Genomic DNA, 26,434 nt, shown 5'->3' with positions numbered 1-26,434 from the left:
GACGAGCCGCGTTCGGGCGGCGAGATCTGGATTTTCCCTCTGCAGCTCCTGCGCCAGAAGTTCGTAATCTCTCTGGATATGCTCATCGTTCAGCCATTCCGTGGCGCCTAGTGCCAGCCCGCTGCGGTCGTGAGACAAGGCTCGCGGATCGAGCGCCTCAACCTGAGCGTCGGAGGCTGTACCTGAAGGCGGGGCATAATGGGCATCATCACGCAGCTCGGCCGGTGTGGACGGCAAATCGACTATGGAATCAAGACCGCGGTAGATATCAGACGAGCGAGCTGACGCGGACCTCCAAGCTGGTCCCATGTCTTGATCCGACTGCGGCGACCACCCTGACCAGGGGCGGTCCCGACCGGCAGGTCTTTGCCTTTCGGCTTGGTCCACCTCCTGCCAAAGCTGCGACTGATCGTAACTTTCCTGCGAGGCGGCGGGCCTTACCCCCCAATCGGCCTGCTCCCGCGAGCCAAGCTGTGGCCCGAGCTCCGGGTGCCTGCCATGTGCAGCGCTCAACGCCGTGGAACCTTCTCCAGGCTCGCTCGATGACGACGATGGCCCGGCAATCGATCTCGACCTGGCAGCATCCGACCACGGCGCGGAGCCGGCATCGTCGTGCAAGTCGACGATGTCATCAAGCCCGGCATAGATCTGCGATGATCTACGTGACGAGCCGGGCTGGGCAATTGCCGAGCCGGCAACTGCGGTCCAATGGCCCAAGCCGCTACTCTCCTCAGCCAGTTGCCCGGGCGTGAGCGCATTCAGATCAAAATCCGGACGCCGATAAGGTGTGGGTGACAGTGGTTCAAGGCCGGCGAAGGTCGAGGACGAGCCGGCACTTTGAGCAGGCGAGGATGGGGGCGGCACGGGGGCCAATTCTGGCGGGAGCGATGTCGTCTGATGGAACTGCGGCACATTGGTAGCCATTGGCGCGCCAGGCTGTGCGGCCTCTTCTTCATGGAAGGCTCGCAACACGTCCCAGGCCGGGTCGCCCGGGGACATGGGGATGGGCGAGAAGGCGACGGCCGAGGTGCTCTGCACAGTTCCAGTGGGCGGGCCGCTTGGCTGCTCGCGCGGGGCCGCTTGCCCATGGGCTGCCAAGCCCAGCGCATTGTTGGCTGCGACCATTTGCCGGTATCTCTGCAGAAAGCCCCAGGCTGTGCCGAAACCGGGGCCTGCGTTCTTCTTGTATTCGTCAACCGCCCGGCTCAGCACCGCGGGTTCAATCTGGGCAATGCCCTTGCCGAAGTTCTGACTGAGCCACCCGTTGAAACGACCCAAAGTACTCCGATAGATCGTTAGCGTGACTTGACCGTACCTGCTTGCAGCTGACCGACATGCATCTTCGATCACCTGGTTCTCTTCGTTGACGGGGCGAGTTTTAGCTGTTGTGACAGTCTCTCCGGCATAGGCTTGCCGCAGCCTTCCCAACGCCACGTTGATTTCGCTCAGTAGTTTGGGATGGTTGCCCGAAAAGTCCTTCGCCAGACTGTCCAACTGCCGATCATCTAGCCGGCCGGCGATCTGAGTCCGGTGATTCTCGTCAAGCCATGCACTGAATTTACGCAGCGACGCTAGATCGTGCCACATGGTTCCTTCTTTGAGGCGGGCCGCGGCTATTGCCCGGTATTGGGCGAAGAGTTCCTCATCGTCCTTGGTGCCAGGTCGAACATTCGAAGCCGTCAGAGGCTCTCCGACAGAAGCTTGCCGGAGCCTCTTCAGCGCCGGGTTGACACGCGCCCTCTCGCGCTCCGCGAAGTCCTTCGCGAGCGCGTCCAACCCCCGGTCCTCAATCCGGCCGGTGATCTGCGTCCGGTGGTTTTCGTCAAGCCATTTGCTGAACTTGCGCAGCACCGCTAGATCGGCCCTCACGGTTGGTTCTTTGAGGTGGGCCCTGGCTTTCGCCCGGTACTGGGCGAAGAGTTCATCATCGTCCTTCGTGCCGGGTCGTCGAACAGTCGAAGCAGCCGTCACAGGCCGTCCGGCAGAAGCCTGCCGGAGCCTTCCCAACGCCACGTTGGTGTCGCTCAGTAGTCCGGCATCGTTGCCCGCGAAGTTCTTCGCCAGGCTGTCGAGCTGCTCGTCATCAATCCGACCGTCGATTTGGCTCTGGTGGTTCTCGGCCAGCCATTTGCTGAACTTGCGCAGCGCCGTTGTATCGCGATCAATCGAGGGTCCACTCACTTTGGCTGTGTTCGCCGCCTCGGCACGGTAGGCGGCAAAAAGCGCCTCGTCCGGGTGCTCTCGGACATGCTTGCGGCTGCGCGTTTGCTGAACGAGGGAAGCCTGGTGCGGCGCCGCGGCCGGCATTGTTTGGCGCGCGCCGGTCAAATCGCCTCCCCTGGTCCCTTCTTCGAGGCCGGCAGCCTGGGCAAAGAGTTGCTCATAGTCTTTGGTGCCAGGTCGAACATTCGAAGCAGCCGTCCCAGAAGCTTGCCGGAGCCTCTTCAACGCCGGATTGATACGCTCGTCATCGCGCTCCGCGAAGTCCTTCGCCAGCGCGTCCAACCCGGGGTCCTCAATCCGGCCGGCGATTTGCGTGCGGTGGTTCTCGGCGAGCCATTTGCTGAACTTGCGTAAGGCCGCTAGATCGCGCCTCACGGCTGATCCTTTGACCACGGCTTTTGCCCGGTATTGGGCGAAGAGTTCCTCATCGTCCTTCGTGCCGGGTCGAACAGCCGAAGCAGCCGTCGCAGGCTGCCCGGCAGAATGCTGCCGGAGCCTTCCCAACGCCACTTTGGTGTCGCCCTGCAGTACGGCATCGTTGCCCGCAAAGTCCTTCGCCAGACCGTCCAGCTGCTCGTCATCAATCCGGCCGTTGATTTGGCTCTGGTGGTTCTCGTCAAGCCATATGCTGAACTTGCGCAGCGCCGTTATATCGCCAACAATCGCGCTTTCACCCACCTTGGCTGTTTTAGCCGCCTCGGCACGGTAGGCGGCAAAAAGCGCCTCGTCCGGGTGCTCGCGGCCGCGCTTGCGACTGCGCGTTTGCTGAACGACGGAAACCTGGTGCGGTGCCTCGGCCGGCATTGTATGGCGCGCGCCGGTCAAATCGCCCTGTTGATTGGCCGCAGGCCGAAATGCGCCCGTGACGACGTGAGGGAGGCTCACGCCATCGGGTGCGCTTCCAAATCCCGTGTCGGGCAGGTTGACCCGCGGCGGCATGGAACTCGAAGCTTCGTAACCGCCCCCAATCGCTACGCGGCTCCGTGGCTGATCGACACTTTGCGCGGGTGAGTGGACCACCCGCTCCGCATCCTGCCAGAACTGCGCCGAAGCGAAACTTGCGGCCGGCAACGGCCCGGCGCGGTCGGCGGCTGCAAAGAGCTCGTCCTGGTCAAAACTCTGCGCAGGTGAGTGAGCTGGTGGAGCAAAGGGCAACTGCGAACCGCCTTCCCCGGCGCCCTCCTCTTGCAGCATCCTCGGTCCAACCGCATCTGCATGTGAGCCGGTCCGCCGCCTGGCGAGACGGCTGTTTGGAACAGCTTGCCGATGCTGGCCCGGCTGCAACGCGTTCAGATGCTCCTGAAAACGCGCCTGGTCGGTCTGCTGCTGTTGCGAGCCTGCATCGTCTGTGCGGGCGAGATCTGAGACGTGGGACCGATTGACATTGTTGAAGGGATCCATCGTATCTCCCTTGCCTGTTCCGAGCAGCTCAAGCCGCCCTGGCGGCTGGAAACTGTTCTATGGGACTCAGCTGTCGACAGGCTGACGGACCGAGAGCGCGGCAGGACGCAGTCGAGACCATCACTCCAGGCGCGAAGGAGGAACTCGCTGCACTCCGCCGATCTTCCCGTTCGACGAGCCCCGTCCGATCGCCGTTGCGAAGCTGACGAATCTGGTGATGACGCGCCTCGCCTTTGCAGCCCTGCGGCGCGGCAACCTAAGTGAGCGTGCGTATTGCCTCACGTAACGATGCTCCCGAGATTCAAGGTAAGCGATGCGCCGAGGCACCTTTCCCGAAGTCGCCTGATGCGTGTATGGCGGTCAGCCGTTAGTCGGCGCGCCGGCGGCGATTACTGCGGGTCATCATAGCGGGTGACGTAGTGGAGTTCGCGAAGGGCGGGGATGACAAGGGTGATGTCTTTGTATGCCTCGTGCTCGATGAAGTGCGCGGTCTCGGGTCCCGGCCTGGGTTTGCCGAGGACAGGCCGCCCCTTTTTGTCGACGCAATAGATCAGGATCGGCAGCAGCAGGCCGTGGTTGGGGTTGTTGAGGTCGAGTAGCCGTTTCCAGCGTTTGATGTTGAGGTTCATGGCCGCGTAGAACCCCTGGCACCATGGCCGCGGGTCGATGCCGCCGCTGGGCTTGGTGGTGAAGCGGGGCGCATAATCGTGCGGTCTGTCGAACAGCGTCTCGTTGATCCGGTTGTGGATCCTGGCGAGGCTGGCAAACACGGCGTGATCGGTTGCAGAGCCCTTGGCCAGGACGTCGCGCGGCAACCCCATGAGTGGGCACATCCAGTCTTGCGGGTCCGCGAACCGCGGCCCGGTGACCGCCGCCGTTACGAAGCCATCCAGCGCCGAGACGGTCCGCACCAGCGGGCGGGGATTGGTCTTGGCGGCCATCCAGGCCTCGAGCGCCTCGTCCGGCAGCGCCATGTCATCGAGCGCGCTCATGCCGCCAAGGGGAGCGGCATCTCTTCGCGCCGCACCCAGTTCCACGGCATCAGCTCATCCCAGCGCGAGGCTGGCCAGTCGTTCTGGATGCGCTCGATGACGTCGGCCATGTAGGCTTCGGCATCGACGCCGCAGAGCTTGCAGGTCTCGATGATGCTGAGCACGACCGCTGACCGCTCGGCCGCGGCGAAGCTGCCCGAGAAAAGCCAGTTGCGCCGGCCGACGGTAAATCCACGAATCGCCACGCTCCGCGATCAGGTTGTCGGGCTCGAGCTGGCCATCGTAGAGGAACCGGTTGAACGCGCGCCATCGCTTGGTGCCATAGGCGAAGGCCTTGGCGATATCGGCATGGCGCGACAAACCCTTGGCCTGGCGCATGAGCTGTCGTCGCAGCGCACGCACCAGTGGTCGGGTCCGCCTTCGTCGTGCGGCCAATCGTTCGGCCGGCGGAAGCCCCCGTATCTCTTCCTCGATCCGGTAGATCGCCTGGATACCGGCCATCGCCGTCGTGCTGAGCTCGGTCGGCTGGCTGTCGTGAACGTCGAATATCTTGCGACGCAGATGCGCCAGGCAGGCGGCTTCTCGAATGGCGCCGCCCCTGTAGATCTGATTGTAGCCGCTGAATCCGTCGGCCTGCAGCGTGCCGGCAAATCCGGCGAGCTCGCTCATCACGCTCTCGCCGGCGCGACCCATGGTGGCGCGGTACCAGGCGATCGGCGGCTCCTGAGAACCTGAATTGCGGTCGTCGGCGACGTAAACCCAGAGCGCGCCCTTGTGCGTCGTGCCGGTGCCGGGCGCCAGGATCGGAAGCCGCGTGTCGTCGGTGTGGAGCTTGGTGCGGGTACGGCAGATCTCACGGAGGCGGTTGTAGATCGGATCGAGCAAGGCGGCGGCGTAGCCGGCGCTGCGCGCCAGAGTGGATCGCTCGATATCGACGCCCTTCGCGGCCATCATCTGGGTTTGACGGTAGTAGGGCAGATGATAACCCCACTTCGCCATCATGATATGGGCGAGCGCCGCATAGCTGAGCTTCCCGCGTGCAATGGCCTTAGCGGGTACCGGGGCCTGAATGATTTTATCGCACGTCCGGCAGCTGTACTTGGGTCGAACGGTCTCGATCACCTGCCAGGCCTGGACGACCAGGTCGAGCATCTCCTCGCTATCTTCTCCCATGGCGCGCAGAGCGCCGCCGCAGCCGGGGCAGCACGCGCAAGACGGCTCGCGAACGATCCGCTTGCGCGGCAGGTTCGGATTGAGCTTGCGCACCGGCAACGCCCGAACCTTGTCGGTGTCAGCGACGATGGGTAGCTCGGCCTCGGGCGCGCCGGCGATGAAATCGGTCTCGAGATCTTCGAGTTCGAGCAGCATCTGGCCGAGCTTCTCGGATGAGCGGCCGAAGGCCTTGCGGTTGAAGCGATCGATCCGCAGCTGCAGGCGCTGGATGCGAAGTGCGGCCTCGGCGCGCTCTCTGCGCAACTGCTCATCGCGTTCGGCGATGGTGGTGTCACGGGCAGCAACGGCCGCCTCCAGAAGCGCGATCCGGGCGAGGAAATCAGCGGTTGAGGGAGCTTGTTCCGACACCCAAACTACATACCCGAAAGAGCTCCTTCGAGGAAGCAGAATCGACACAAAATCAATAACAAACGAGCAAAATTAGCCGGCCAGACGCGGCCGATAAGTCTTGCTCGGCCGGCGCCAGTCGATTCCTTCCAGAAGCAGCGAAAGCTCCGCCTTGGTGAGCGACACGACGACCTGATCCTTCGTGGTCGGCCAGGCAAAACAGCGGTCGGTAAGCCGCTTTGTGAATAAGCAAAACCCCTGGTCGTCATGCGCCAAAATCTTGATGATATGACCCTTGCGTCCACGGAAGCAGAAGATCGCGCCCATGTGCGGGTCGAGCGCGAGCACCTGCTGCACCATTCGCGCCAGGCTGTTGATCCCGCGGCGCATGTCGGTCGCGCCGCAGCACAGGAAAATCTGGTCGGTCGGCACCACCGTGATCACCTGCTCAACTCCGCCAGGACGATGCGCAGCGCTGTCGGATCGACGGTCCCGTCGATGCGCAATCGCGCGCCGCTCGGAAAGGCAACGACGATCCTGCCGGTCGGGTCCGGGCAATCGGCGGCGGGCCGGTCGACCTCGGGCAGTTCGTTCACCTCGATCCGTGCGAAGGTCGCCATCGCCTGGTCGGCATCGTGCTCGCCGCCGGCCATCTGCTTGCGCCAAGCATAGAGCTGCGAAGGAGCTACGCCGAATGCTTGCGCGACCTCGGTCACCGAGGAACCCGCCGCGCTCGCAAGGTCGACCAGCGCGCGCTTCTCCGCGCAACTCCACAGCCTCCGTTGGCGCGTGCAGCCGGGCATCGTTGCACCATCTTCAGCCGCCGCGGCGCCGCTGATCTCGGCGACCACATCGCCCTCTGCATGTTCCAATGTCATGGCGCGAAAGCTCCATGTTCATCGGCCTATTGCAAGGTGCCTTGATGCAACGCTTACGATTCAAGCGTTGCCTCATGCAAAGGTGTTTGCAGCCTCGCGGCAGCGCTTAAAGGCGCGGTTGTAAGGGAAGCCGACGAAAATTGGGGACCTAAAGAACTAAGAACTGCCCGCCCCCACCTCCCAATCCGTTGAATTCTTATGAGAGCGATCCGAGTGCGGCGTGAACTGGGTCTGCAGAAAAATCAGGCTCTCCCTATCTAGTCGCCGTGAACAATGAGGCTCGTCAACATTCGAGGGATTTCGGCCGGCTTTGGAGCGCGGCGAGGAGCAGCCACAGAAGCTGCCTGAACCAGTTGAGCAGCAGCGAGACGTTGTAGCCGGCGGCGGCCAGGATGGCGTTGACGGCGTCGCCCTGCTCGCCGGCGAGTTAGTTGCGGTCCATCCGGTGTTCGGCCTTGATGTGGCCGATGGCTCGATCGCGGAGCGGCGGCGCATCTGCCGCTTGATGGCCGGTGTGATGCACCGCTTCTGGCCGGCGGTGATGACCCTGAACTTGTGGCTTTGAGGTGCATTGTGGCCGCGGTATCCAGCGTCGGCGAGGATGCGTCCGATCTGGTTGCCGATGGTCTTGTCCATGTTGGGGCCGATCGTTGCGAGTATGTGGCCGTCATAAGGATTGCCCGGCAGTGCCTTCGCGTGCAGGGCGAACTGGCCACCTTTCGAGTTCGAGCGTGGTGGCGCAGAAGCTGCTTGCCCGCGCCGGGCTGGCGGAAAAGCGCGAATCTATCCGGCCTTCCTCTCGGGCCTTGACGCCAAACTCGTAAGGGGCATGCGCCTTGCCCTTGCTGATGCACTCGACCTCGGGCGCATGCAGGCTCCAGATCTTGCCGCCGCGCTGGCTCTGACGGTGCTCCAGAACCGCTGAAGCCTGGTAGAGCGGCCACCTGAAGATCACCTCGAGCTCTTCTTGGCCGGCGATCTGGCGAGCGATGTCGCGAATGGTTCGGCCGAGATAGGTCTTGAGCCTGCGCAGCGCCTTGTTGGCCTGCTTGAACTTGTGTGGATGCCAGCCGTTTTGCAAGGAGAGCATTGAACTTTGATCGAGTGCGGTCTTGTGTCAGGCCTGTCTCAGGTGCGGCCGTTCACATGCTGCAACTCAAAGCCTGACACAAGACCGCACTCGATCACGTTCAAAGGTTCAAAATCTTTCTTGCAAAATGGCCGGCATCCACACAAGTGCGTCATCGGTCAGCTCGCCTGGCAGAGGCGCACCCTTCCATGTCGCCTTGCGCGGATAATCACGCGGGTAATCATCAAGTAATTTCCGGAAACGCGCTAATCCCGGTACCAGCGGTTTGGATTACATTTCGCCCACCCGCTGCGCTTCCCACTATCGTTTCCAGAAGACATCCAGCTCCGCGAGCTGGCGCTCGATTTCCTTCACGACCTCATCGACATTCAATCCGGACTTGGCAGCGATCAACTTGGCCAAGATCTCGCTTGCTACCAGAGCCGGCGCGATACTTTTGAAGAAGGATTGAGGATTGCTAATTACAATGACGCTTGCCTTGGCCATACGGGCGAGCGGCGATACGCTGCTGTCGGTGATGGCAACCACAGCCACTCCTTGGCGCGCTGCTTGCCTAGCCGTTTCGATGGTTGCACGACAGTAAGGCTCGATGCCTACCGCCAGCACTACGTCGCCTTTCCCGACACCTCGCAAGGCATCGATGCCGAGCCCCCCGGCCGCATCAAGAACGACCGCCTGCCGGCCGAGCCGTGACAGCGTGTAGGCAAAATGCTGTGCCACCGGATGCTCTGCGCGCAGGCCAAGGCTGAAGAGATTTCGGCTCTCGGCAAGGACACTGGCAGCCGCCGTCAGCTGCATCGCGTTCGCGCATTCCCCGAGCCTCGCGATTTCCGCTGCCAGCGTGCCCGCGACGACTCCGACCGTTGAGTAACTGCCATCGCCATCCTGCCGACGCTCAGGCAGCGGCGATTCGGCAGACGTGCGCAGGGCCTTCGCATAAACGCTGCGCATGTCTTCGTAGCGGTCGAGGTCGAGCCATCGCGCTAGCCTCATCATGGTCGTGTGGGACACACCCGCCAAATGCGCTTGCTCGCGCATGGACATCAACGCGACGTCCTGCGGATGGTCCAACACAAACCGGGCAGCCCGCTGGACCTGAGGCGGCATCGTCTCAAACCGTTCGACTAAAAGGTCGGTTAGAGGCCCCTTTTTCATGGCCCTTCGCGCCAGTCGGCCAGCTGAAAGGTACGCCCGATTTCACAAGAATAGACACTCGAAAAAATTCCAATTGGACGCTCTTGCTGAACCGCACTGCACCGGTACTGGGCTACATCACCCGATGAGATACGCGCCAGTTCTTCATTGAAAACAAAATGCCGCGCCCTTTCTGAATGACATCTCATGTCGTAGCGATAAGCACCCTCTTCTGCGCCTTCAAGTTTCAAGAACGCAGAGGCACTTACGTTCGGAGACATACCCTGTTTGATTGCCGTAGAAGGCGCACACTTACTGGATTTGAGCATTTGAGAGATCAATTCGCGTACCTATGGACCACGCTTTTTCGCGCTGATTTCGGGCTCGTCAGGTTTTGCGGGGAGAATGGGGAACAACTGATGAAAAGCTGCTGCGACTATGTTGATCGCCTGCGATGAGCTTCCGCGCGAATGCCAGTCTACCGCGATCGTGCCGGCGCACTCCGTCCGGACTTCTCGTCAAGCGCGAGCGACCGGTTAAGGTTGTTGACCAACATCTGGTTCCCCGGTTCTTTCCTGAGCGCTTGGCGATATAGCGCTTGTGCCGCGCCATGCCGTCCGCAAATGTCGAGCACAACTCCCTTCGCGTTCAATGTGCGCAAGTTGCCTGGAGCCGCAATCAAAACCCCGTCGAGCACCTGAAGGGCCTCCTTCGGGAGTTTCCTTGCTAGTAGGGCTTTCGTAAGCTGGATCGCCGCGTCGACATTGCCTGGTTGCTGCTGCAGCTGATCCCGCAAAGCCCGCTCGTGAGCATCCTGACCAACGGAGCTCAAGATGCGTTCGCGCATGGCCGGATTGATATCCTTGGCACCGAGCAACTCGGGTGACGGCGTGTCCTTCACTGAAAGGGCTTGCGTGCCCCAGCTAGCGCAACCGCCGAGAGGAAGAATGACAAGTATTGCGAAGGGAACTGACGCCAGACGAACTGAACGCAACTGCGAAACGACTGTTGTTCTCATGTGAATGCCGCTATCCTTACGACTAATGCTACACAGTTCAGCTGGGCTCAACGCGCAAATTGTTACGTTCTCCTGACGTTTCATGATTCGTTGCAGCGGTGAGCTTGACGGATCCGACCGGCTGAATCGTAAACTCCGAATCCAGATCCTGATAAGACAAAACGACGAGATCGATCCCGTTGCGAGTAAGGAAACCGCGGACGAAGCGTCGGACATCCATTGAAGCCAATATGACAGGATGCCGCTGACCCGGCGCAGGGTTCGAATGGATCTGCCGCATTTGTGACAGCAGCATCTCACTTTGCCCGTCCCCCAATACGAGGTAGGGACCAACAGCCGAATCACGTATCGCGCTGCGCACCAAATTCTCGGTTTCACGTTCGATAATAAAGGCGGGCACCACACCTTGAGCGTTGGCAAAACGATGACAGATCTGCCGTGTCAGACCGGAACGAACATATTCCGTCAACAATGCGACGTTTTGCTCCTGCTCCCCCCATTCGGCCAATGCCTCCAGGACGAGGCGGGTGTTGCGGATCGGGATATCTTCGTCCAGTAGACGGCGCAGGACATCGGCGATCCGGGGGATCGGCGTCGTGCGTAGCACCTCCTTCACCAAATCGGCATATTTCTGCTCCATTCGGCCCAGCAATTCACGGGTCTCTTGGATGCCCACCAAGCGCCGCGCACGGCGCGTCAGCGTTGCCTGGACTCGCGATGCAATAAGTTCGATGGGACTGTGATAGCCGATGCCGGCGTCATTGAGAGCCGATGCATGGCTTTGTTCGACCCAGATCTTGCCCGCTTGTGGGTCATGCTGGAAGGGGATGCCGCTCAATTCAATATTGGCCAGATCGTCGGTAAGCCTTAGCTGCGTCGGATCAATCGCATCCTGTTCGACCGGTACGCCCTCGACATCTATCCTGAACTGCGGGTCCGGCAACTGCTGTTCGACTGCAACAGGGATGCGAGGAACAATGATGCCGAGGTCAGATGAGACCAGTTCCGAAACGCGCTCAATGTGCTGTTGCAATTCGGTTTGGTTGATCGCATCGCCAAGGCTCGGTGCAAGGAGCAGGGTGATCGGACCTCCTTCCGGAGGTGGGGTTTGCTTTTTTGCCTCCCCGGGAGCTGCAGTGGTAGCATTTGCATTGTCGCCGTTTTGCTTATCACCTTTGGTAAAACTTGCCGTCGCGAAGACTGCGGCCAACACGAGAAAGACGGGCAGAGGGAAGCCGGGAACAAACCCCATCGCAACCATGACACCAGCAGCCAGCCTCAATGCCCGCGTATTGGCGGTGAGCTGGCCGGCTATGTCGGCACCAAGGTTGAGTCTCCCGGCCCCACCTACACGCGTGACTATGGTCGCCGATGAAATCGACAGCAGCAGCGCCGGAATCTGTGAGATTAATGCATCACCTATGGTCAGCAGAGTGTATTGGTGCAGCACCTCGCCGAAGGGCAAACCCTTAGACAGCCCGATGGAAACTCCGCCCAGCAAGTTGATACAGATAACCACCAGCCCGGCGATGGCATCGCCCTTTACGAACTTCATGGCCCCGTCCATAGCGCCATAAAGTTGGCTTTCTTTCTCCAACATGGCGCGCCGCCTACGAGATTCATGCTCATCGATGTGGCCATTCCTTAGCTCGGCATCGATCGCCATTTGCTTGCCTGGCAGAGCGTCCAGCGTGAATCGCGCCGCCACTTCTGCAACGCGTTCGGCACCCTTTGCGAGAACCATGAACTGGACCATGGTCACCACTAGAAAGATGACAAAACCTACGACGATGTTGCCTGAGATTACGAAATCGCCGAACGTGTGGATGATGCTGCCGGCCTCCCCCTCCGCAAGGATTAGTCGCGACGTTGCAATGGTAAGCGCGAGGCGAAACACCGTAGAGATCAAAATGACGCCGGGCAGGGAAGAAAGTTCAAGTGGCGTGCCGACATACAGGGCAACCATTAGAAGAAGTATGGCGAATCCGAGGTTGAATCCGATCAGGACGTCAACGACCGCGATTGGGATTGGCATGATCATCATGCCGATCGCCAGAAGCAGCATTAACGCGACCATTATATCCGGGTTGGCCGGCGCTCGCGCGATGAAGTTGCGCATGAGGTTCGCCATTGCGACCTTCTTTATGTTTGTTTGAGAAGAACTGTGCCGCTGCGAAGTGAAACGTAGCTTTGGAAAACGGCTCGCGCCTCGTCCATGCGACGGGCTCGCAGCAGCGCATGGCTACGCATGAGAGTGAGAGGGACGCGAGAAGATTGCTGGTCATCAAGTACGTCCAGCCTGTCCAGGATCGTCAGTGCTTCATCGCCGAGACCCTCAGCAATCAGCGCATAGGCGAAAATCCGTAGCAGGCTGACATCTTGAGAATTGTCGCTGACGGCGAGCCGCAACAAGGCTAGGCTTTGGGCGCTCTGCCCACACGCTAGGTGGGCATAGGAAAGGGCGCAGAGCAAATCTCGCTCCTGCTCGGAAATCAGCACGACATCACCGGTCTTTGGCAACGTGTGTCCCGACGGGATGACGTAACATTTGAGTGTTATTCTTCATCCAGGTCGACCTTCGCTCGCCTTGATCAAGCTGTTCCGGTTCTGTCGCAACAGCACCAGCCGCCGGAACTCCTCTTGGAGGGCGGAAATACCTTCACGCGCCACCGAATCCTCAGGTACCGCCGATAGCGCGTCGACCAAGCGCTCCAGAAGAACACTACGCTTCCCTTCGCGCAGGATTTCCGGATGACGTAGGCGTGGCGTGATGAAGGAGAGCTGGCTACGTGCGAGAGTATGGCCATAAAGAGCGGCCATTGCAGCGCGGGAGTCGATCTCACTGATCTGAGTGCTCTCGCTTGGGCTGACGCGCGTGACCGCCTCGATTTCACTAATTCCCAACGATCCGTTGGCCGTGCGTGCGAGCGGCATATCGTGCGCGTGCGCACGCCGCAAAGTCGATGCATGCTTCTTGCTACTATTTGCATGAGCGCGATCGATCTCCATATTCGTAAGCGCGATTTTCCCCGCATTCTTGGTTCCATCATTGGCCGGCTCGGCTGCTCCTGCAGGCTCGATGTTAAGATCGCGCGCCGAGGTGCCGGAGCCGACAGGGTAGCTGGACATCTTGACCATGGAGTTCTCCTACCGAACCTGGAAGTTTAATAAGGGAGCGCAGCAACGCGGCCATTTCGGCTCAGCAGCACATGAGCGTCCTCAATCCGATCGACCATCCATCCATTATCCAATAGAGCGCCGATGAAATACTTCTGCCCACCGATCAGAAGATGTGGCAGATTCCCGCGCCAAACAGCTTCAATGGGGATTGCGGATGGCGCCTTGTCCTCTTTGATCACCACACCGTTCACGAGTGTTAGCGCTCCATTCGTGCGATGATCGAACCGCTGTTGGATCTTCTGCCACTTGAAGACCAAGGCAGGCGTGACGGTGCCCTCGGCGGTAACAACACTGTCTGCGGATTTGATCTTGATATCGAATAACTGCGCCCGATCAATTTCGTCTTGCAGCGCTTTCGCCGCTAACTGGACGCTCTGATCACCAGGGCGGTTGATGGTTACCTTCGATATAGGTGCGGGGTTAGTAGGATTGGCGCTCAATCCACTGGCGCTGCCGTAGAGGGAAAAAATGGTTGAGAGCGCGCCGACTCCAATGCAGCTCAGCAAGACGACGGCTATCACTGGCATTGAGAGGCGACGCATGCCAATGGGGCGCTTTTGCCCGGCATCTTGAACGGACCAGAGAATGGACATCGCGCCCACATGAATGACGACAGGAAGAGACACAACAACGCGCTCGCCTGCTGCAACATTTTGGTTGCCCTCTATGCGGACCCCATCCGCAAGGGCCTCGACCTCGATCGAATTGCCAAGAAGACTGATACGAAGATGACGCGCCTCTAGCCCTTGCTCGATGAAAATTATATCGGACTCAAGACCACCACCGATTACATTCGGCCCCAGAGGCGCATTACCAGTCAGCCCAGAATAGAGGCCCGACAGCACCTCGAAATCGACGGAAATGGCGTCATTCACGGAACTCTCCCGCACAAGGAGATGAGCCGTACAGCATGGCCGTACGGCTCATTTTGACTCCACATTGCACTGCCAAGGCAGCGATCGGGACGACACTACGTCCCGTTTGCAATGTTACTGAACGCGCTCGTCGGCCACCTTCTTGATTGATTGAAGGTTGGTTGTAACGGTGCGCAGCATCACGCTCCTTTCCGTCGCCTCTGCGCTCATTGCCGTGAGCGCCGCAATTTGCGACTGGAAGGCGGCAGTCCCAGCCCCTTCAGCAGCCATATTGCCAATGGCCGGAGCAGCACCACCACCAGCAGGGGGAGCAACTTTAGACATATCGTTTTACCTTTCCTTTCGAATTGCGCCGTCTTGACGGCTTACACTCCTGACGCCGAAGGATCCGGCGTCAGGCATCCTCTTCCGTGTCACCCATGGCGTCATCGAAATCAGCCATGGTATCGCTCGCCATTTGTACCGCAATGGAACTCAGAACACTTTGGAATGCCGCATTCTGATCTACGGCTTGCGGGTCACTTCCGGAACTGACCGAACCGCTGTCCCGACCACCCTCCCCAACCGGTCGGCCACTACCAGAAGGCCCGCCGGGCTCATCCTGCCTATCCCCATGGCCCGCACGAGCCAAGGAAGCACCGGTGCCGCCACCTCCACCTCTAATTGCTCCGACCATCAGGTACCTCGGTTCCTTTATTGCCCTCAAGAGGCTGCGATGCAGTGTTCAAAATCGACTTGCTCAAAGTAAGAGCGCGAGCTTTCGAGAAGCTGACGGCTCAAAAAAAAACGAAGGGACGCTGTCACAAAACTGATGGTCGTGTACGGGCTGGCCTGCTCATATCGATGCGACGGCGGCTTTAAAGGCGCCATTTTCCCGGCAAGGTGGGATCGGAAGGGGCTGTCATGCTCGGTGCCGCAATTGAAGCAGTTCGATGTGAAGCGTTCGTAGTATGCGAACTCTGCCGATGGATGAATTCAGATGGTAGGGGGCTCCCCGCGCCATCGTTATAGACCCGTTCACGATCGCCGCTAAACTGGCGGTCCGTAGGTATATAGCGCGGGTGCGGAACGGTGCTTTATTTTTTCAGACGCAAGTCAGCGAGTGCTTTTGCCAGCGAGCGCTTGGCGGCTGCGGTGGCGTTTGGGGGGGGCAACAAATCCGGACGCGCGATGAGGCCATCGACGATGGCCCCCCTGACTCCGCTTCGGTGGTTATTACTCTCTCGTATCGGTGTTTTCACTGCCCTGCGACTTGAAACGATACCGAGGGCTCATTCACACGCTCCCGTCAGTTCCTGTGCTTGTCTACGGTTTATCCTGGTGACGCAACAATATTGGCGAATTGCTGAGTGGCGGCCGCGTTGGGCACAGATGGGCGTGTAGCGCGCTGAGGCATGGATCCGCGTTCTTTTTGTCTTGTTGGTGAGGCGGGATGAAGGTGAGATCGGCTTGTTGGTAGAATGGTCTGCGCTCATCGATCAGTTGGGCGATCTTTTGCTCCGGGTCAGGGCCTCGCAGCAGCGGGCGGCTGGTATCCCTTTTGAGGCGCTTTTTGATAACCTCCAGCTTGGTATCGAGCCAGATCGAGACCGCCTTGTCGCCGATGAGACGGCGGCTCTGCTCATGCATCAACGCGCCGCCGCCGGTGGCGATCACCGCGGGCGCTTCCTCCAGCAGACGGGCGATCAGTTTCGCCTCCATCTCCCTGAAGTAGACCTCGCCCTGCTCTTCGAAGATTTGCGAGATCGATTTGTGGGTCTGCTTTTCGATTATTTTGTCCGTGTCGTGGAAGTGGAACTGCAGTCGCTTCGCGAGAGCTGGGCCGATGCTGGATTTGCCGGCGCCCGGCATGCCAACGAGCACGACCGGCCGACTGCCGAGCGCCGCGACGACTTCCTTCGCCTGTGATGACCCGACGGTTTGCGGCATGCTTGGTTGCCCGACAGGTCGCAATTTCAGGGCCGCAGTGGCGCCTGCACCGCGTTCGCCTTCGGCTTCCCACTGAAGCACGGCCAGAGCGCCATCGGGGACTGGAACGCCCTGGCAGTTTTCCATGACGCGCTGCATGAGTTGCTCCGCAGGAGCGTCCCCTCCCGCCCGCCGCAGCTGGTCCAGCTGCTTGTATGTGTGATGATTGGCGAGCTTGGCTTGGTAGCTGGCCGGCGTATGGAACTCAACCTGGAAGCGATAACCATGCGGTGTGGCGAGCACGCTCTGGATGCCGCTGAAAGTCGGATTGCGCATCCTGAACCAGTTGGTTGTGTGGCGTTCGGCGTAGCCGCGCTCGTCGAAGGCCAGGATGGCTTTCTTAAAGCCACGGGTAAAATCCTGGTTGGGGAGTTCGAAGATGTGGCGGACAGCGTTGCTTATCAGCTGCGGCGCGCTGCCAGAGGGGGCGTTCAATCCGGTGAGCTGTTCAGCCATCGAGCCTTCCGATCGCACCCGGCGATCGAAATGAGGCATGTTCACCGGGATGCCGGCCTGCCTGAGGCTCTCGGCAACCCAGATTGCCGCTGCGGTGATTGCCTCCTCTTCAACTCTCGCGCGCGTCGCCTCGATTTTGGCCTGCTCCGATGCTTCCTGGCGGCTCAGCGTTACCGTCACATCGGAATCCACGGCGGCAGGGCGGCGGCCGGAGCGTTCGGGCAACAGGCCGTTCTGTGCGGCGAATTTGATCGAGGCCTCCATGACGCAAGCCGCCAGCGTGGGATTGTCCTTCAGTTCCTCCAAGGTCGCATCGACTTCGAACCTGCCCTGGCTGAGTGTCGCCGCCATGCTCTTGACGTAGGGCACGGGCTGCAAGCCCGGCGTCTGGCATAGGAGCCGCTGCAGCTCATGGCTTTTTTTCAGAAACCGGCGGGTGCCGGTGTCGGATTTATAGGCATCCGTCCCGACCTTAATGCCGAGGCTCAGCAGGTTGCTTGTGCTTTCGACGAGGTCGTCCGGATTGTAGCCATCCGGGGAAGGATCGATCCGGGCTTGAGTGTGGTCGAGCAAAAGCTGGACGCGGTCGCGAGGCTGGGACGTTGCCGGATAGCTCTCCGCCAATTCCTGGAAGAGGTTTGCAAGCGCTGGGCTCACCGACGGGCTTAAATCGTCCACGGTCTCGACGGTTGCGGACAAGTTTTGCTGATCCGCCTTCGCCGCCCATGCCGCGAGCTCGGTCACGAGCAACGCGGCCATCTCGCGCGCGACCGGATGCCGGGCGACCTCGATCTCCTGCCTCGCCCTGGCGAGCGTGTCCTGGATATCCTGGCCTCGCACCTCTTCCGCGTTCAACAGGTTAGCGATGTCCCGCCTAAGCTCGTGGTGAATGCCTTCGTAGGTGCCGAAGACAGCACGCTCGGCAAACCAGCGTCGCGCCTCGTCGGACTGCGCCAGAAAGTTTCGCTGCAGGCAGCTATAGGTTTCCAGGACGTCCTGCGTGGTGGCAAGGATCTGGCGGGCACGACTGAATTGGTAGCTATCGTCCTTAAGCGCCGGGGTATGCGACTTCGCCGGCTTGAGTGAGCGAACGCCGCGCGCTTGCTCCTTCTCATCGAACTGCCGCACATGCTCATAAAGCTGCGGTCGGTCGCCGATGATGATGACCGCGTCCCCGTCGAAGTCGCCGTCAAGCTTCTTCTGTTCACTGGTCGGGATAGCAACCAAAGAGCCCGGAGCAAACACCTCCGTCGCCTGGAGGATGCCTATGCTGTCGACCGGCGTGTCCACCTTGGCTCGATCCTTGCCGTGTGTCCAGCTCGAATGCGATTTGACGTCTTCGGCGGACAGCACCAGCCCACGCTCCGCGTAGTCGGCCGGCCACATCTTGTCTGGCACGACGATCAGAATGCCTTTGGCAAAAAACATCGGATCGTCGCCCGCCAGTTCTTTCCCCTTCTTCTCGGCGACATTGAAACTGTATTGAATGGCTACGCAGCCATCCAGGAAGGCCGCAGTCGCATCCCCGTCACCTGCCGACCTGACTTGCCTGGCGCCAAATGGCCGCAGGTTGGCCTTGTCATAGGGGGCTCGCCCGATCAGCACGCCACCCCTCCCCGTCAAGGTCTCGCTCTTGAGCGTGGGCACATGGACGCAATCATCACTGGACGGTACGGCGACCGCGCCGGGAGCGTCGATGTGTCCGGCCGTCACGGTGCGAAACAGATCCTCGGCCCCCAGCTCTTGTCCTTCTCTGCTGTCGAGCCAGGTCTTGGCCTTCTCGCGCGTCTCATCCGCCACCAGCTCGCTGCGCGGATAATGTTGCAGCGCCGAGGCAGGAACGGACGATCTCCTTGCCTCAGCAAAAGCGGCCACCCGATCGAGACCTTGGCCTTGAACGGCCCGACGAACAGCCGGCATACGCTCGGCCAACGAAGCCTTTATGAAGCCGCAACCGTCATGCGGTCGCAAGGCGATCGGGCCTTCCGGCCCGGTCAGCCTGAAGGGATGCGCTTCGCCCGTCAGACGGTCCGGCAGCAGCGACAGTTTGAAGGCTCCTTCGAGTGCGTAGTCGTGGGGCCCTAGACCTTTGATCGCCGGGGGCGCGGCAAAGCCTCGGCGCTGCGTGTAATAATAGGCTTCTTTGAATGGCGCCCAGTGTCGCGACAGCTGCTCGAACGCCGTACCCGGTGCGGTTTCGGCATATGGAATTGCCAGCAGCTTCCCCCCGAGCGCCTGAGCCCCCGTTTCGCCTGGAGCGCGGGCGGCGATCTGGGCAAGGGTCTTTTTCGGCGGTTTTGACTTGCTGCCGCCGAATAGATCCATCCGGTATGGCACACCCTCGACACTCAATGTCCGCCCCAGCATGAAGGCGCTCGGCTTTCCCGGCAGTTGTACCGCGACCACCTTCACCGCCCCTGAGGTCAGGCGATGGAAAATGGAATAGCGCGTCTCGGGCTCCGTCGGCAATCGCCGCCCCTGCATGTCCACCACCGGCAACTGCATCAGCCCCGCATCACCCTCCGGCGGTCTCGGCTCGTGGTCCATAGCGCGCAATACCTTATGGACATCGAAGACGGCGGCTGGATGTCGGGCCTGGATCAGTGCCGCGTTCTGGGCCATGAACTCGTCCAGCGCCTCGACCGGCCCCTCTGCCTCGATCTGCGCGATCAGGTTCCAGCTCATGTTGGAAAGGTCGCCTTCGATGAGGCCGCGCGTGCTGGCCAGGATCTCCCTGGTTCCGCGATGCAGCTCATCCCGACGCCGCTTCAAAGTGGAACTTTCGGCATCGACGTAGGGCCTCTTGTAAAGCCCCTCAAGGACAGCACGGGCCTTGAGCACTTGATAAATCGACAAGGCGGGACAGCGGCTCGAATTCGGTCCAGCGATCCGCTCGGCCTCGCTTGCCTTGAGTTGCGCCTTGATCTTGTGCTCCATGACTGGTTGAATGTCGTTCAGCAGGTTCAAAGTCTGCCTGCGGTGCCAGCGCAACGCCCTTTGGGAGCTGCGCGCTAACGGCACCAGAGCGGCGCAGAGATTGCCCATGGTCTCGAGGTTCTCGGGGGCAAAGCCAGAGGTCCGACGCAATGCCTCGAGTCGATCCAAGCCTGTCCGTGCCAGTAGACCCAAATCGTCATGCAACTGCGCCTTCGCCAGCGCCTTGAAGATATGCACGATGCTTAGCGCGTCGGCCTGCTCCAGGCGATCGCTGGCGTAATGAAGATGATGGGCCAGCTGATGCAGCCGATCCCTCAGCAGAGCGGTGTCTGCAATTTCTCCGGCGTCCTGTCCCCGCACGACGCCGCGCCCCAAGATATTGGCGATGGTGCCGAGCGCGACGGTAGTGAAGGTGCTAAATCTTGGACCCGCCGCGCCGAACCCGCGCGCGATATCCATGATCGCCCCATGGCATACCGGTTGTTCGGGCCATTTGCTGAAGCCATGCAGGACAATGGCAAGTTGCTGCGAGGAGAAATCGGACAGCCCCCCGGTGCGGTCGGCGCGACAACGAACTTCAGCAGCAATTGCGACCGAGGCGTCCCCGCACCCCGTCTCGTCAGTCCACTTGCTGAAACCGTTAACCAGATTTGCCAGATCCTGCGGATTGAAAGCAGATAGCTGCTCGGCGCGATCGGCACGGCGAAGCACATCGCCGGCGATCGCGACGGTAGCCTCGCGACAGCCCGCCTCTACCGGCCACTTGCTGAAGCCATTCACCAGGTTCGCCTGCTCCTGCGCAGTAAAATCGGTCAGGTGGGCGCCGCGGCGGCGAACCTCACCGGCAATCGCAAGGGTGGCCTGGCAACAGCCCGTCTCATCCGGCCACTTGCTGAAGCCGTTCACCAGGTTCGCCAGAGACTGCGGGGTACAATAAGATAGCTGGCCAGCGTGGTCAGCGCGGCGCCGGATCTCGCAACCGATCGCGACGGTAGCGCGGCGACACTCCACTTGTTCCGGCCATTTGCTGAAGCAACCTACCAGGTTGGCCAGATCCTGCGGATCAAAGACGGACAGCGCGTCGGCGCGGCGGCGAACCTCGCCGGCTAGAGCGACGGTGGCCGCAGCACAACCCGCCTGCTTTGGCCATTTGCTGAAACCGTTCGCCAAGTGTGCCAGATCCTGCGGGCTGAAAGCAGATAGCTCATCGGCACGGTCCCCGCGATGAAGCATCTCACCAGCGATCGCGACCGTGACGTCACCACAGACTGCTTCATCGGGCCATTTGCTGAAACCGAGCGCAAGGTTCGCCAGCTCGCGCGAATCAAAACCAGGGAGCCGGCGGGCGCGGCGGCAAAGAACCTCACCAGCGATCGCGAGCGCGGCCTCGCGGCAGTTCGCCTGATCGGGCCACTTGCTGAACCCGTTCACCAGGTTTGCCAGATGCTGGTGGGCAAAACTGGAAAGTCGGCCGGGGCCGCGGCGAACCAGCTCACCAGCGATCGCGACCGTGGCGCTACTACAGCTCACTTGGTCCGGCCGTTTGCTGAAGCCGTTCACCAGATTCGCTAGTGCCTGCGGAGTAAAATCGGACAGCCTATCGGCGCGGCGACGAATCTCACAGGCGATCGCGACCGTGGCTTCGGCACACGCCAACTCGGCAGGCCACTTGCTGAAGCCGTTTACCAGGTTCGCCAAGTCCCGCGAATCAAAACCCGAGAGCCGGTTGGCAAGGCGACGGACTTCACCGGCGATCGCGACAGTGGCAAGGCGTGAACTCTCTTGTCCAGGCCACTTGCTAAAGGCGTTTACCAAGTTTGCCAGGTGCTGGTGAGTGAAATTGGCGAGCCGATCCGCTCCACTGGCGCGGCGACGAATCTCACCCGCGATCGCGAGGGTGGCCGCACCACACCCCCCTGTGTCAGACCACTTGCTGAAGCCGTTCACCAGATTTGCCAGACCCTGCGGAGTAAAATCAGATAACGCATCGGCGCCGCGGCGAAGAATCTCTTTGGCAATCACCGCCGTGGCCGCGCCACAGCCTGTCCTCTCCGGCCATTTGCTGAAACCGTTCACCAAGTTCGCCAAGTTCTGCGAATCAAGAGCAGAGAGCCGGCTGCCGCCGCGGCGAAGCACCTCACCAGCGATCGCGCCTGTGCCGTCACCGCAGCCTGCAGCTTCCGGCCATTTGCTGAAACCGTTCACCAAATTGGCCAATTCCTGCGGATGAAAATCACAGAGCCAGTTGGCTTGGCCAGCGCGACGGCCCACCTCGCTGGCGATGGCGACCGTGGCCGCGCCACACCCCGTCTCTTGCGGCCATTTGCTGAAACCGTTCACCAGATTCGCCAAATGCTGTGGCTCAAAACCGGCGAGGCCGTTTGTCCGTTCGGCGCGGCGACGGACCTCACCGGAGACTGCGACCGAGGCAAGGCGTGAGTTTTCCTGTTCCGGCCATTTGCTGAACCCGTTCGCCAACAGGGCCAGGCTTTGACTGTCGAGTTCCCGAAGCACTCCGCTTTGCTCGCAACAAAATTCAGCAATGCTGCCCATCCCATTTTGGCAAGCCGGCACCCGTGGATATCGGCTGAACGATAACGCCAAGAGCGCAAGCGCTTTGGGCTCGACATCAATGAGTTCGTGGGCAAACCTAGACACCTGAGCTGCCATGGCCCGGCAAGCTTCCATGCCTGCCGGGCCTTCCTCGCGGCTCACTGCATTGCAAACTGTGGCATATCCCCATGTTTGCCGGACGCGGATATCGTGCTGCCAGTTGGTGACAAATCGAGATGTGAACTGGGCAGCGGCCTGTTGCAGGAATGTTGCAAGTTCCGGCATCTTCAGATCTCTGCGATAGCGCACCACAGCCATTGAGAATTTGCGGATGTCACCAGCGAAACCGATGTCGTGTAGGGCGCCATTAAGCAGTTCTTGCGAGTTTGCAGTGCGGCCATCCCGCCTAGCTACATGGTCGATAGGTCGCTCGCCTGATCTGGCGCCCAGATCGGGTACGCTTTGTCGATGTGGCGGCAACGCGTCGATGCGCGAGCTTCCGGCCGCTTGATGGCTGCGCCGGGGTTCGCCACCGGGCTGCCGCCTTGGTCCGTTCCGTAGCGAGATTCCGCCGTGACCGTCCCGCCCGGCCTTATCGTCGATCGGCCGTTCTCCCGGTCTGGCAGCCGGTTCGCTCACGCTTTGCTGACGCGGTGGGCGCGCGGCTGTATATGAAGGTCCGGCTGATCGATCGCCGCGCCAGGGTTCGTCATCAGGATGCAAGAAGCCTTCTTCTCGGGTTGGCCCCTCGCCCTCCGGCACCGAGGGGAAACGACGACGCCGCCCACTGATTTGACCTAGAGCAGCAGCCAAAAGTCGGTGTGAGCCAAGCGAGGGACCGGCAGGGCGGCCGCCAGCAGAATTATCGGCTTGGGGCGCAATGGGAGCGGAGGACGTCCCTTGGTTTTGAGGCCCAGAGTGCATCCGTTGCACGACGGAATTGAACGATTGACTGCCTTCTTCAGGGGCGCGGCCTGATTGCGAGCACGGACCGCTCGATCCCCGCGTGCTGCCGGAGTCAGCACCTCCAATGTGCGATCTTCCAGATCGTCCAATGCCTGTCATATATCCAATCTCCAATGCGGGCAATGCGCCGCCTATAGTGTCGAGGCTGATTCGCTCATCCGTGGGGCGAGAAGTGCGATGGACCGGGCGCCCAGGCGAAGATGGTCGTCAAGAAACGGGGGTTCTGAAAAGTCTGACGCTGGCCATGCCCTCATCAGCCGCTCGAAGCGCATGCGACCGAAGTACTCACCCCATTGGTCAACTCAGCATGCGTGAGACCCCATCGGTCCCGTTCGAGGTCTTGTGGATCGCCCTGACGCGATCGCTTGCACGGCACCGGCGGCTATTCCCAAAGTTTGCCTTAATCCGGAGCACGCGCAGCAGTCGCGGCAGGAGATGTCGCGCGCACGTCGGCGGCATGGAAATAACGGGAACCGCGGTCATCGAGCCATGCGCCAAAGGCGACGATGTCCCCCGTACCACCCGACAGACATCGATCTTTCGCAAAATGTTGCTTTCCTGAGACAATGACAAAGCTTTGGCCATCGCACATAGCCGTCCTTACCTTACATAAACCTGACCTGCGCTCAGCCAAAATGCTGAAGTTGCTAAAAGCGAAGACCACTGGAACTACTGCGGCAGCGGGCGCGAGCTACAGCCTGAGAGAACTGGAAATTTGTGAGCAATCTGCGTCATCGTCAGCCCTGCGGCCGCTCCGTGGCCGAAGAGGCCGAACGATGGGAATTGCGCGCCTGCCATATCGGCTGCAGACCGACGACCGGGCAACCATGCAGGCGTTGTTCGCCAGCTGCAAAAAATTCGATTCCTGTCGGTACCCTCGTGTCGACACTGTCCTGGGCAACAGGGCGCGTGTCGTGACCACAAAACGAGCCGCAATGGCCTGATCGCTCGATGGGACGCAGGCGGCGAGAGCTCAATAGACACGGTGACGTCGAAGCAGTCTGTCAGTGGCGTTCGAGGAGATCATATCTGCCTGTTCATTCCCGCTCAGCCATCCGAGTTCGCAACCAGTTTGAACATCAAACATCAGACCGGCAAACCAGTAGCCTCGTCATTGCCACCCACAGGCTGCGCACTTCAATATCTGTGAAATTACCGGCACGTACAAAGGTGCTCGTCAGCCTTTTGACAGCTAAATGAGAGATACACCGGACGTTGAACAACGCAAAGCCTTCGAAGCGGCCGTTAGGTTCGATCGAAATGCAAATTCCGCATCCGAGCTTAGCTTGGGTCCAGCTATGATTTGTCTCATCTAGGGAGAGTGATTTGGAGCCCCACAACGGATGGTTTGATACGGACGCCTGGATGCGCGACTACGCTGCTCTGCAGGAACAGCAGCGGGCGAGGCAACAATCGGGAGGCATGCCCGCGGATCAAGCACATTTTGAACAGCAACTGAGCGAGTTGCAGCTCAGTTCCGCTGGTGCGCGCCCCAGTGATGCTACTTACCCTGAAGCTAGTATGCCTGACACTCGCCCTGCCAAGCCGCATGGAACCCCCCAGCGCGCTGACATAGAGGATTCAATGTGGATGCCTCCGCAGTCCAAGCCACGAAATGGCGGGTTCAGCAGCACGTGCTACACCGGGCCCTTGGGAGCGCCTCCTGCTGTGCGGACGAAGGACGGCAAAGGCCGGCACCTATGGTCACGTGTGAAGTCGGGTGTCGTCAAAGCCTTTTCGGGGAGTTGTCGCGAGGACTCGTCCGGAATGTCGGCGTCGGATGTAGTTCATTCAGAGCTTCGCATATATTACGCGAAGCGACGGCTCCCGACCGAGCCCTTTGAGGCGGACAAAATCCTTGTTTCCAGGTTTTTGAGGGCGTCTCTCGGCAGCACATTCGTGCAGACTGCCCAGAGGAATGCATCTCATTTGCACCAGTTCAGTGCATGGCTTAACCAGCGCGAGAGGGACCCAATTGCCGACCGGTTGAACGACCATGAGTTGGACAACGATGCACGGGAGTATGCGCAGCAATTTGACTCTGCCGGCAGCAAGAAAACCAAAGATCAAATCATAGAGGCATTGGAAAATATACGACAAACCAATCTGCCACCAGCTGAGCTCACAGATGACGAGAGGCTTATTGCGGGGTTCAGCGAGGCGGCCCAATCCGCCGGCCGTGCGAGAAAGACCGTTAGTGGGTGGGAGACGAGTCTGCATAAATTCCGTACCTGGCTACGGCCCATGAACTTAACGCTGTCCAGCTTGCTTGACCGCCCCGAGGATCTGAATCGACTTGCGACACTCTCTGGCACAAGAGATATCCATGCAGCATTGACAGTGCTTCAGGAGTTCCATGCCGCGAACGTCGAGGAACGCCCCCCAAATTTCAACCCCCACCGCCGACAGCGCTTGGCTGCCCCTCCTGCCGAAGATGCTGCGCTCATGAAGAGGTTCAAAACGGCAGCCATGCAAGCCGGGGTTCCCAAAAACACGATTGACAGCAGCCTGATACATGCAAAAAAATTCGCCAACTGGCTCCATGAGAACGACAAGGAGCCGTTGGCTTCTCGGTTTCGAGATGAATCGCTGGCGGACGATTTAGACCTGTATAAAGCCCAGGGTAACGACCCTGAGAACCGTCTTCAGTCGACGCTGAATCATCTCCGGAGGCTTATGTCGGAAGGGTGCGGCATCGAACAGATCGGGCCCGGCCCGCGTATCATGGGGCGGCGCCTCCTGGATGCTTATCCCGACGACGCCGAACTTATCGACCTTGTGACCCAAGAAAGATTGAGCAACCTTGGACCCGAGCCGACTGCGAAACAGAAGGCCCCTATTTTCCATGCGGCTAGCGTGCAACGCAGGTTTAGTGATTGGCTCCAAAGGGAGAAGAAGGGGAGCATAGTGAGCCGACTCAAGGGGGGTCAGCAGCAACAAAGTGAGTTGATGCGAGATGTCAAGGGCTTCGAACAAGCCACTAAGCACGCCAAGCTGCGTCTCAACGACCTTCGGCAATACCTACAAGTCGTTGAGGCGAACAGAGCGCTCGGGTTGCGGGATCCTGAGGAGGCGGGTTCGTTCGCCGGGGAAGGCGCCCAGCAGGCCAGCTCGTTTCAAGAGTTTTCCTCAGCTCCGCATACTCCGTTCGAGGGGGCTTGGGATTGGCTCACCACGCAGATGCAGTCCTCCACGCCCTCGTC

At 60.3% G+C, this 26,434-nt stretch carries 12 protein-coding genes and 5 pseudogenes; 1 reads left to right on the top strand and 16 read right to left on the bottom strand.

The genetic code is table 11. The features are described from left to right. The 16 genes and pseudogenes from RFM41_RS32990 to RFM41_RS32920 form a co-directional block, all read right to left on the bottom strand. Nucleotides 1-3,624, bottom strand: a pseudogene (locus tag RFM41_RS32990) (hypothetical protein); the annotation flags it as partial. A 389-nt stretch (nt 3,625-4,013) separates the two neighbouring features. After that, entirely contained in the window at nt 4,014-4,661 is a 648-nt protein-coding gene (locus RFM41_RS32985) for a UPF0149 family protein (protein ID WP_320230230.1), read from the bottom strand. Further along, entirely contained in the window at nt 4,613-4,726 is a 114-nt protein-coding gene (locus RFM41_RS32980) for a transposase domain-containing protein (protein WP_320230229.1), read from the bottom strand. Before RFM41_RS32980 ends, RFM41_RS32985 begins: the two co-directional genes overlap by 49 nt. 193 nt (nt 4,727-4,919) lie before the next feature. Continuing rightward, nucleotides 4,920-5,882 (bottom strand): annotated as a pseudogene (tnpC, locus tag RFM41_RS32975) (IS66 family transposase); the annotation flags it as partial. 21 nt (nt 5,883-5,903) lie between these two features. After that, nucleotides 5,904-6,197 (bottom strand): annotated as a pseudogene (locus RFM41_RS34300) (transposase domain-containing protein); the annotation flags it as partial. 72 nt (nt 6,198-6,269) lie between these two features. After that, nucleotides 6,270-6,620 (bottom strand): IS66 family insertion sequence element accessory protein TnpB, encoded by a 351-nt coding sequence (tnpB, locus tag RFM41_RS32970; RefSeq protein WP_320230228.1) that lies wholly within the window; start codon nt 6,618-6,620, stop codon nt 6,270-6,272. Beyond that, nucleotides 6,617-7,054: an IS66-like element accessory protein TnpA gene (tnpA, locus tag RFM41_RS32965; RefSeq protein ID WP_320230227.1), complete on the bottom strand. Its 438-nt coding sequence runs from the start codon at nt 7,052-7,054 to the stop codon at nt 6,617-6,619. The genes tnpB and tnpA overlap by 4 nt, the downstream gene beginning before the upstream one ends. A 283-nt stretch (nt 7,055-7,337) precedes the next feature. Continuing rightward, nucleotides 7,338-8,114, bottom strand: a pseudogene (locus tag RFM41_RS32960) (transposase family protein); the annotation flags it as partial. A gap of 330 nt (nt 8,115-8,444) precedes the next feature. After that, the gene (locus tag RFM41_RS32955) at nt 8,445-9,188 is read right to left on the bottom strand and encodes a MurR/RpiR family transcriptional regulator (protein WP_320253361.1); all 744 of its coding nucleotides are present in this window, start codon (nt 9,186-9,188) and stop codon (nt 8,445-8,447) included. Between the two features lie 568 nt (nt 9,189-9,756). Next, complete coding sequence (locus tag RFM41_RS32950) at nt 9,757-10,296, bottom strand: tetratricopeptide repeat protein (RefSeq protein ID WP_320230224.1); 540 nt, start codon at nt 10,294-10,296, stop codon at nt 9,757-9,759. Nucleotides 10,297-10,333: 37 nt separating this feature from the next. Further along, nucleotides 10,334-12,427 (bottom strand): type III secretion system export apparatus subunit SctV, encoded by a 2,094-nt coding sequence (sctV, locus tag RFM41_RS32945; RefSeq protein WP_320230223.1) that lies wholly within the window; start codon nt 12,425-12,427, stop codon nt 10,334-10,336. A gap of 11 nt (nt 12,428-12,438) precedes the next feature. After that, the gene (locus RFM41_RS32940) at nt 12,439-12,816 is read right to left on the bottom strand and encodes a histidine kinase (RefSeq protein ID WP_320217578.1); all 378 of its coding nucleotides are present in this window, start codon (nt 12,814-12,816) and stop codon (nt 12,439-12,441) included. Nucleotides 12,817-12,858: 42 nt separating this feature from the next. Next, the gene (locus tag RFM41_RS32935; protein WP_320230222.1) at nt 12,859-13,434 is read right to left on the bottom strand and encodes a hypothetical protein; all 576 of its coding nucleotides are present in this window, start codon (nt 13,432-13,434) and stop codon (nt 12,859-12,861) included. A gap of 26 nt (nt 13,435-13,460) precedes the next feature. After that, nucleotides 13,461-14,351: a SctD/MshK family protein gene (locus tag RFM41_RS32930; RefSeq protein WP_320230221.1), complete on the bottom strand. Its 891-nt coding sequence runs from the start codon at nt 14,349-14,351 to the stop codon at nt 13,461-13,463. Nucleotides 14,352-14,465: 114 nt separating this feature from the next. After that, entirely contained in the window at nt 14,466-14,675 is a 210-nt protein-coding gene (locus RFM41_RS32925) for a nodulation protein NopA (protein ID WP_320230220.1), read from the bottom strand. A gap of 981 nt (nt 14,676-15,656) precedes the next feature. After that, nucleotides 15,657-22,583, bottom strand: a complete 6,927-nt coding sequence (locus RFM41_RS32920) for a shikimate kinase (RefSeq protein ID WP_320253360.1) — start codon at nt 22,581-22,583, stop codon at nt 15,657-15,659. 2,547 nt (nt 22,584-25,130) lie between these two features. Between RFM41_RS32920 and RFM41_RS32915 the strand changes: the two are divergent. Beyond that, a pseudogene (locus RFM41_RS32915) lies at nt 25,131-26,434 on the top strand (hypothetical protein); the annotation flags it as partial.

It is taken from the genome of Mesorhizobium vachelliae, from assembly GCF_033977325.1.
Classification (GTDB): Bacteria; Pseudomonadota; Alphaproteobacteria; order Rhizobiales; family Rhizobiaceae; genus Mesorhizobium; species Mesorhizobium vachelliae.
Note: the sequence above shows the minus strand (reverse complement) of the source record. Positions and strands in the feature narration are given on the sequence as shown.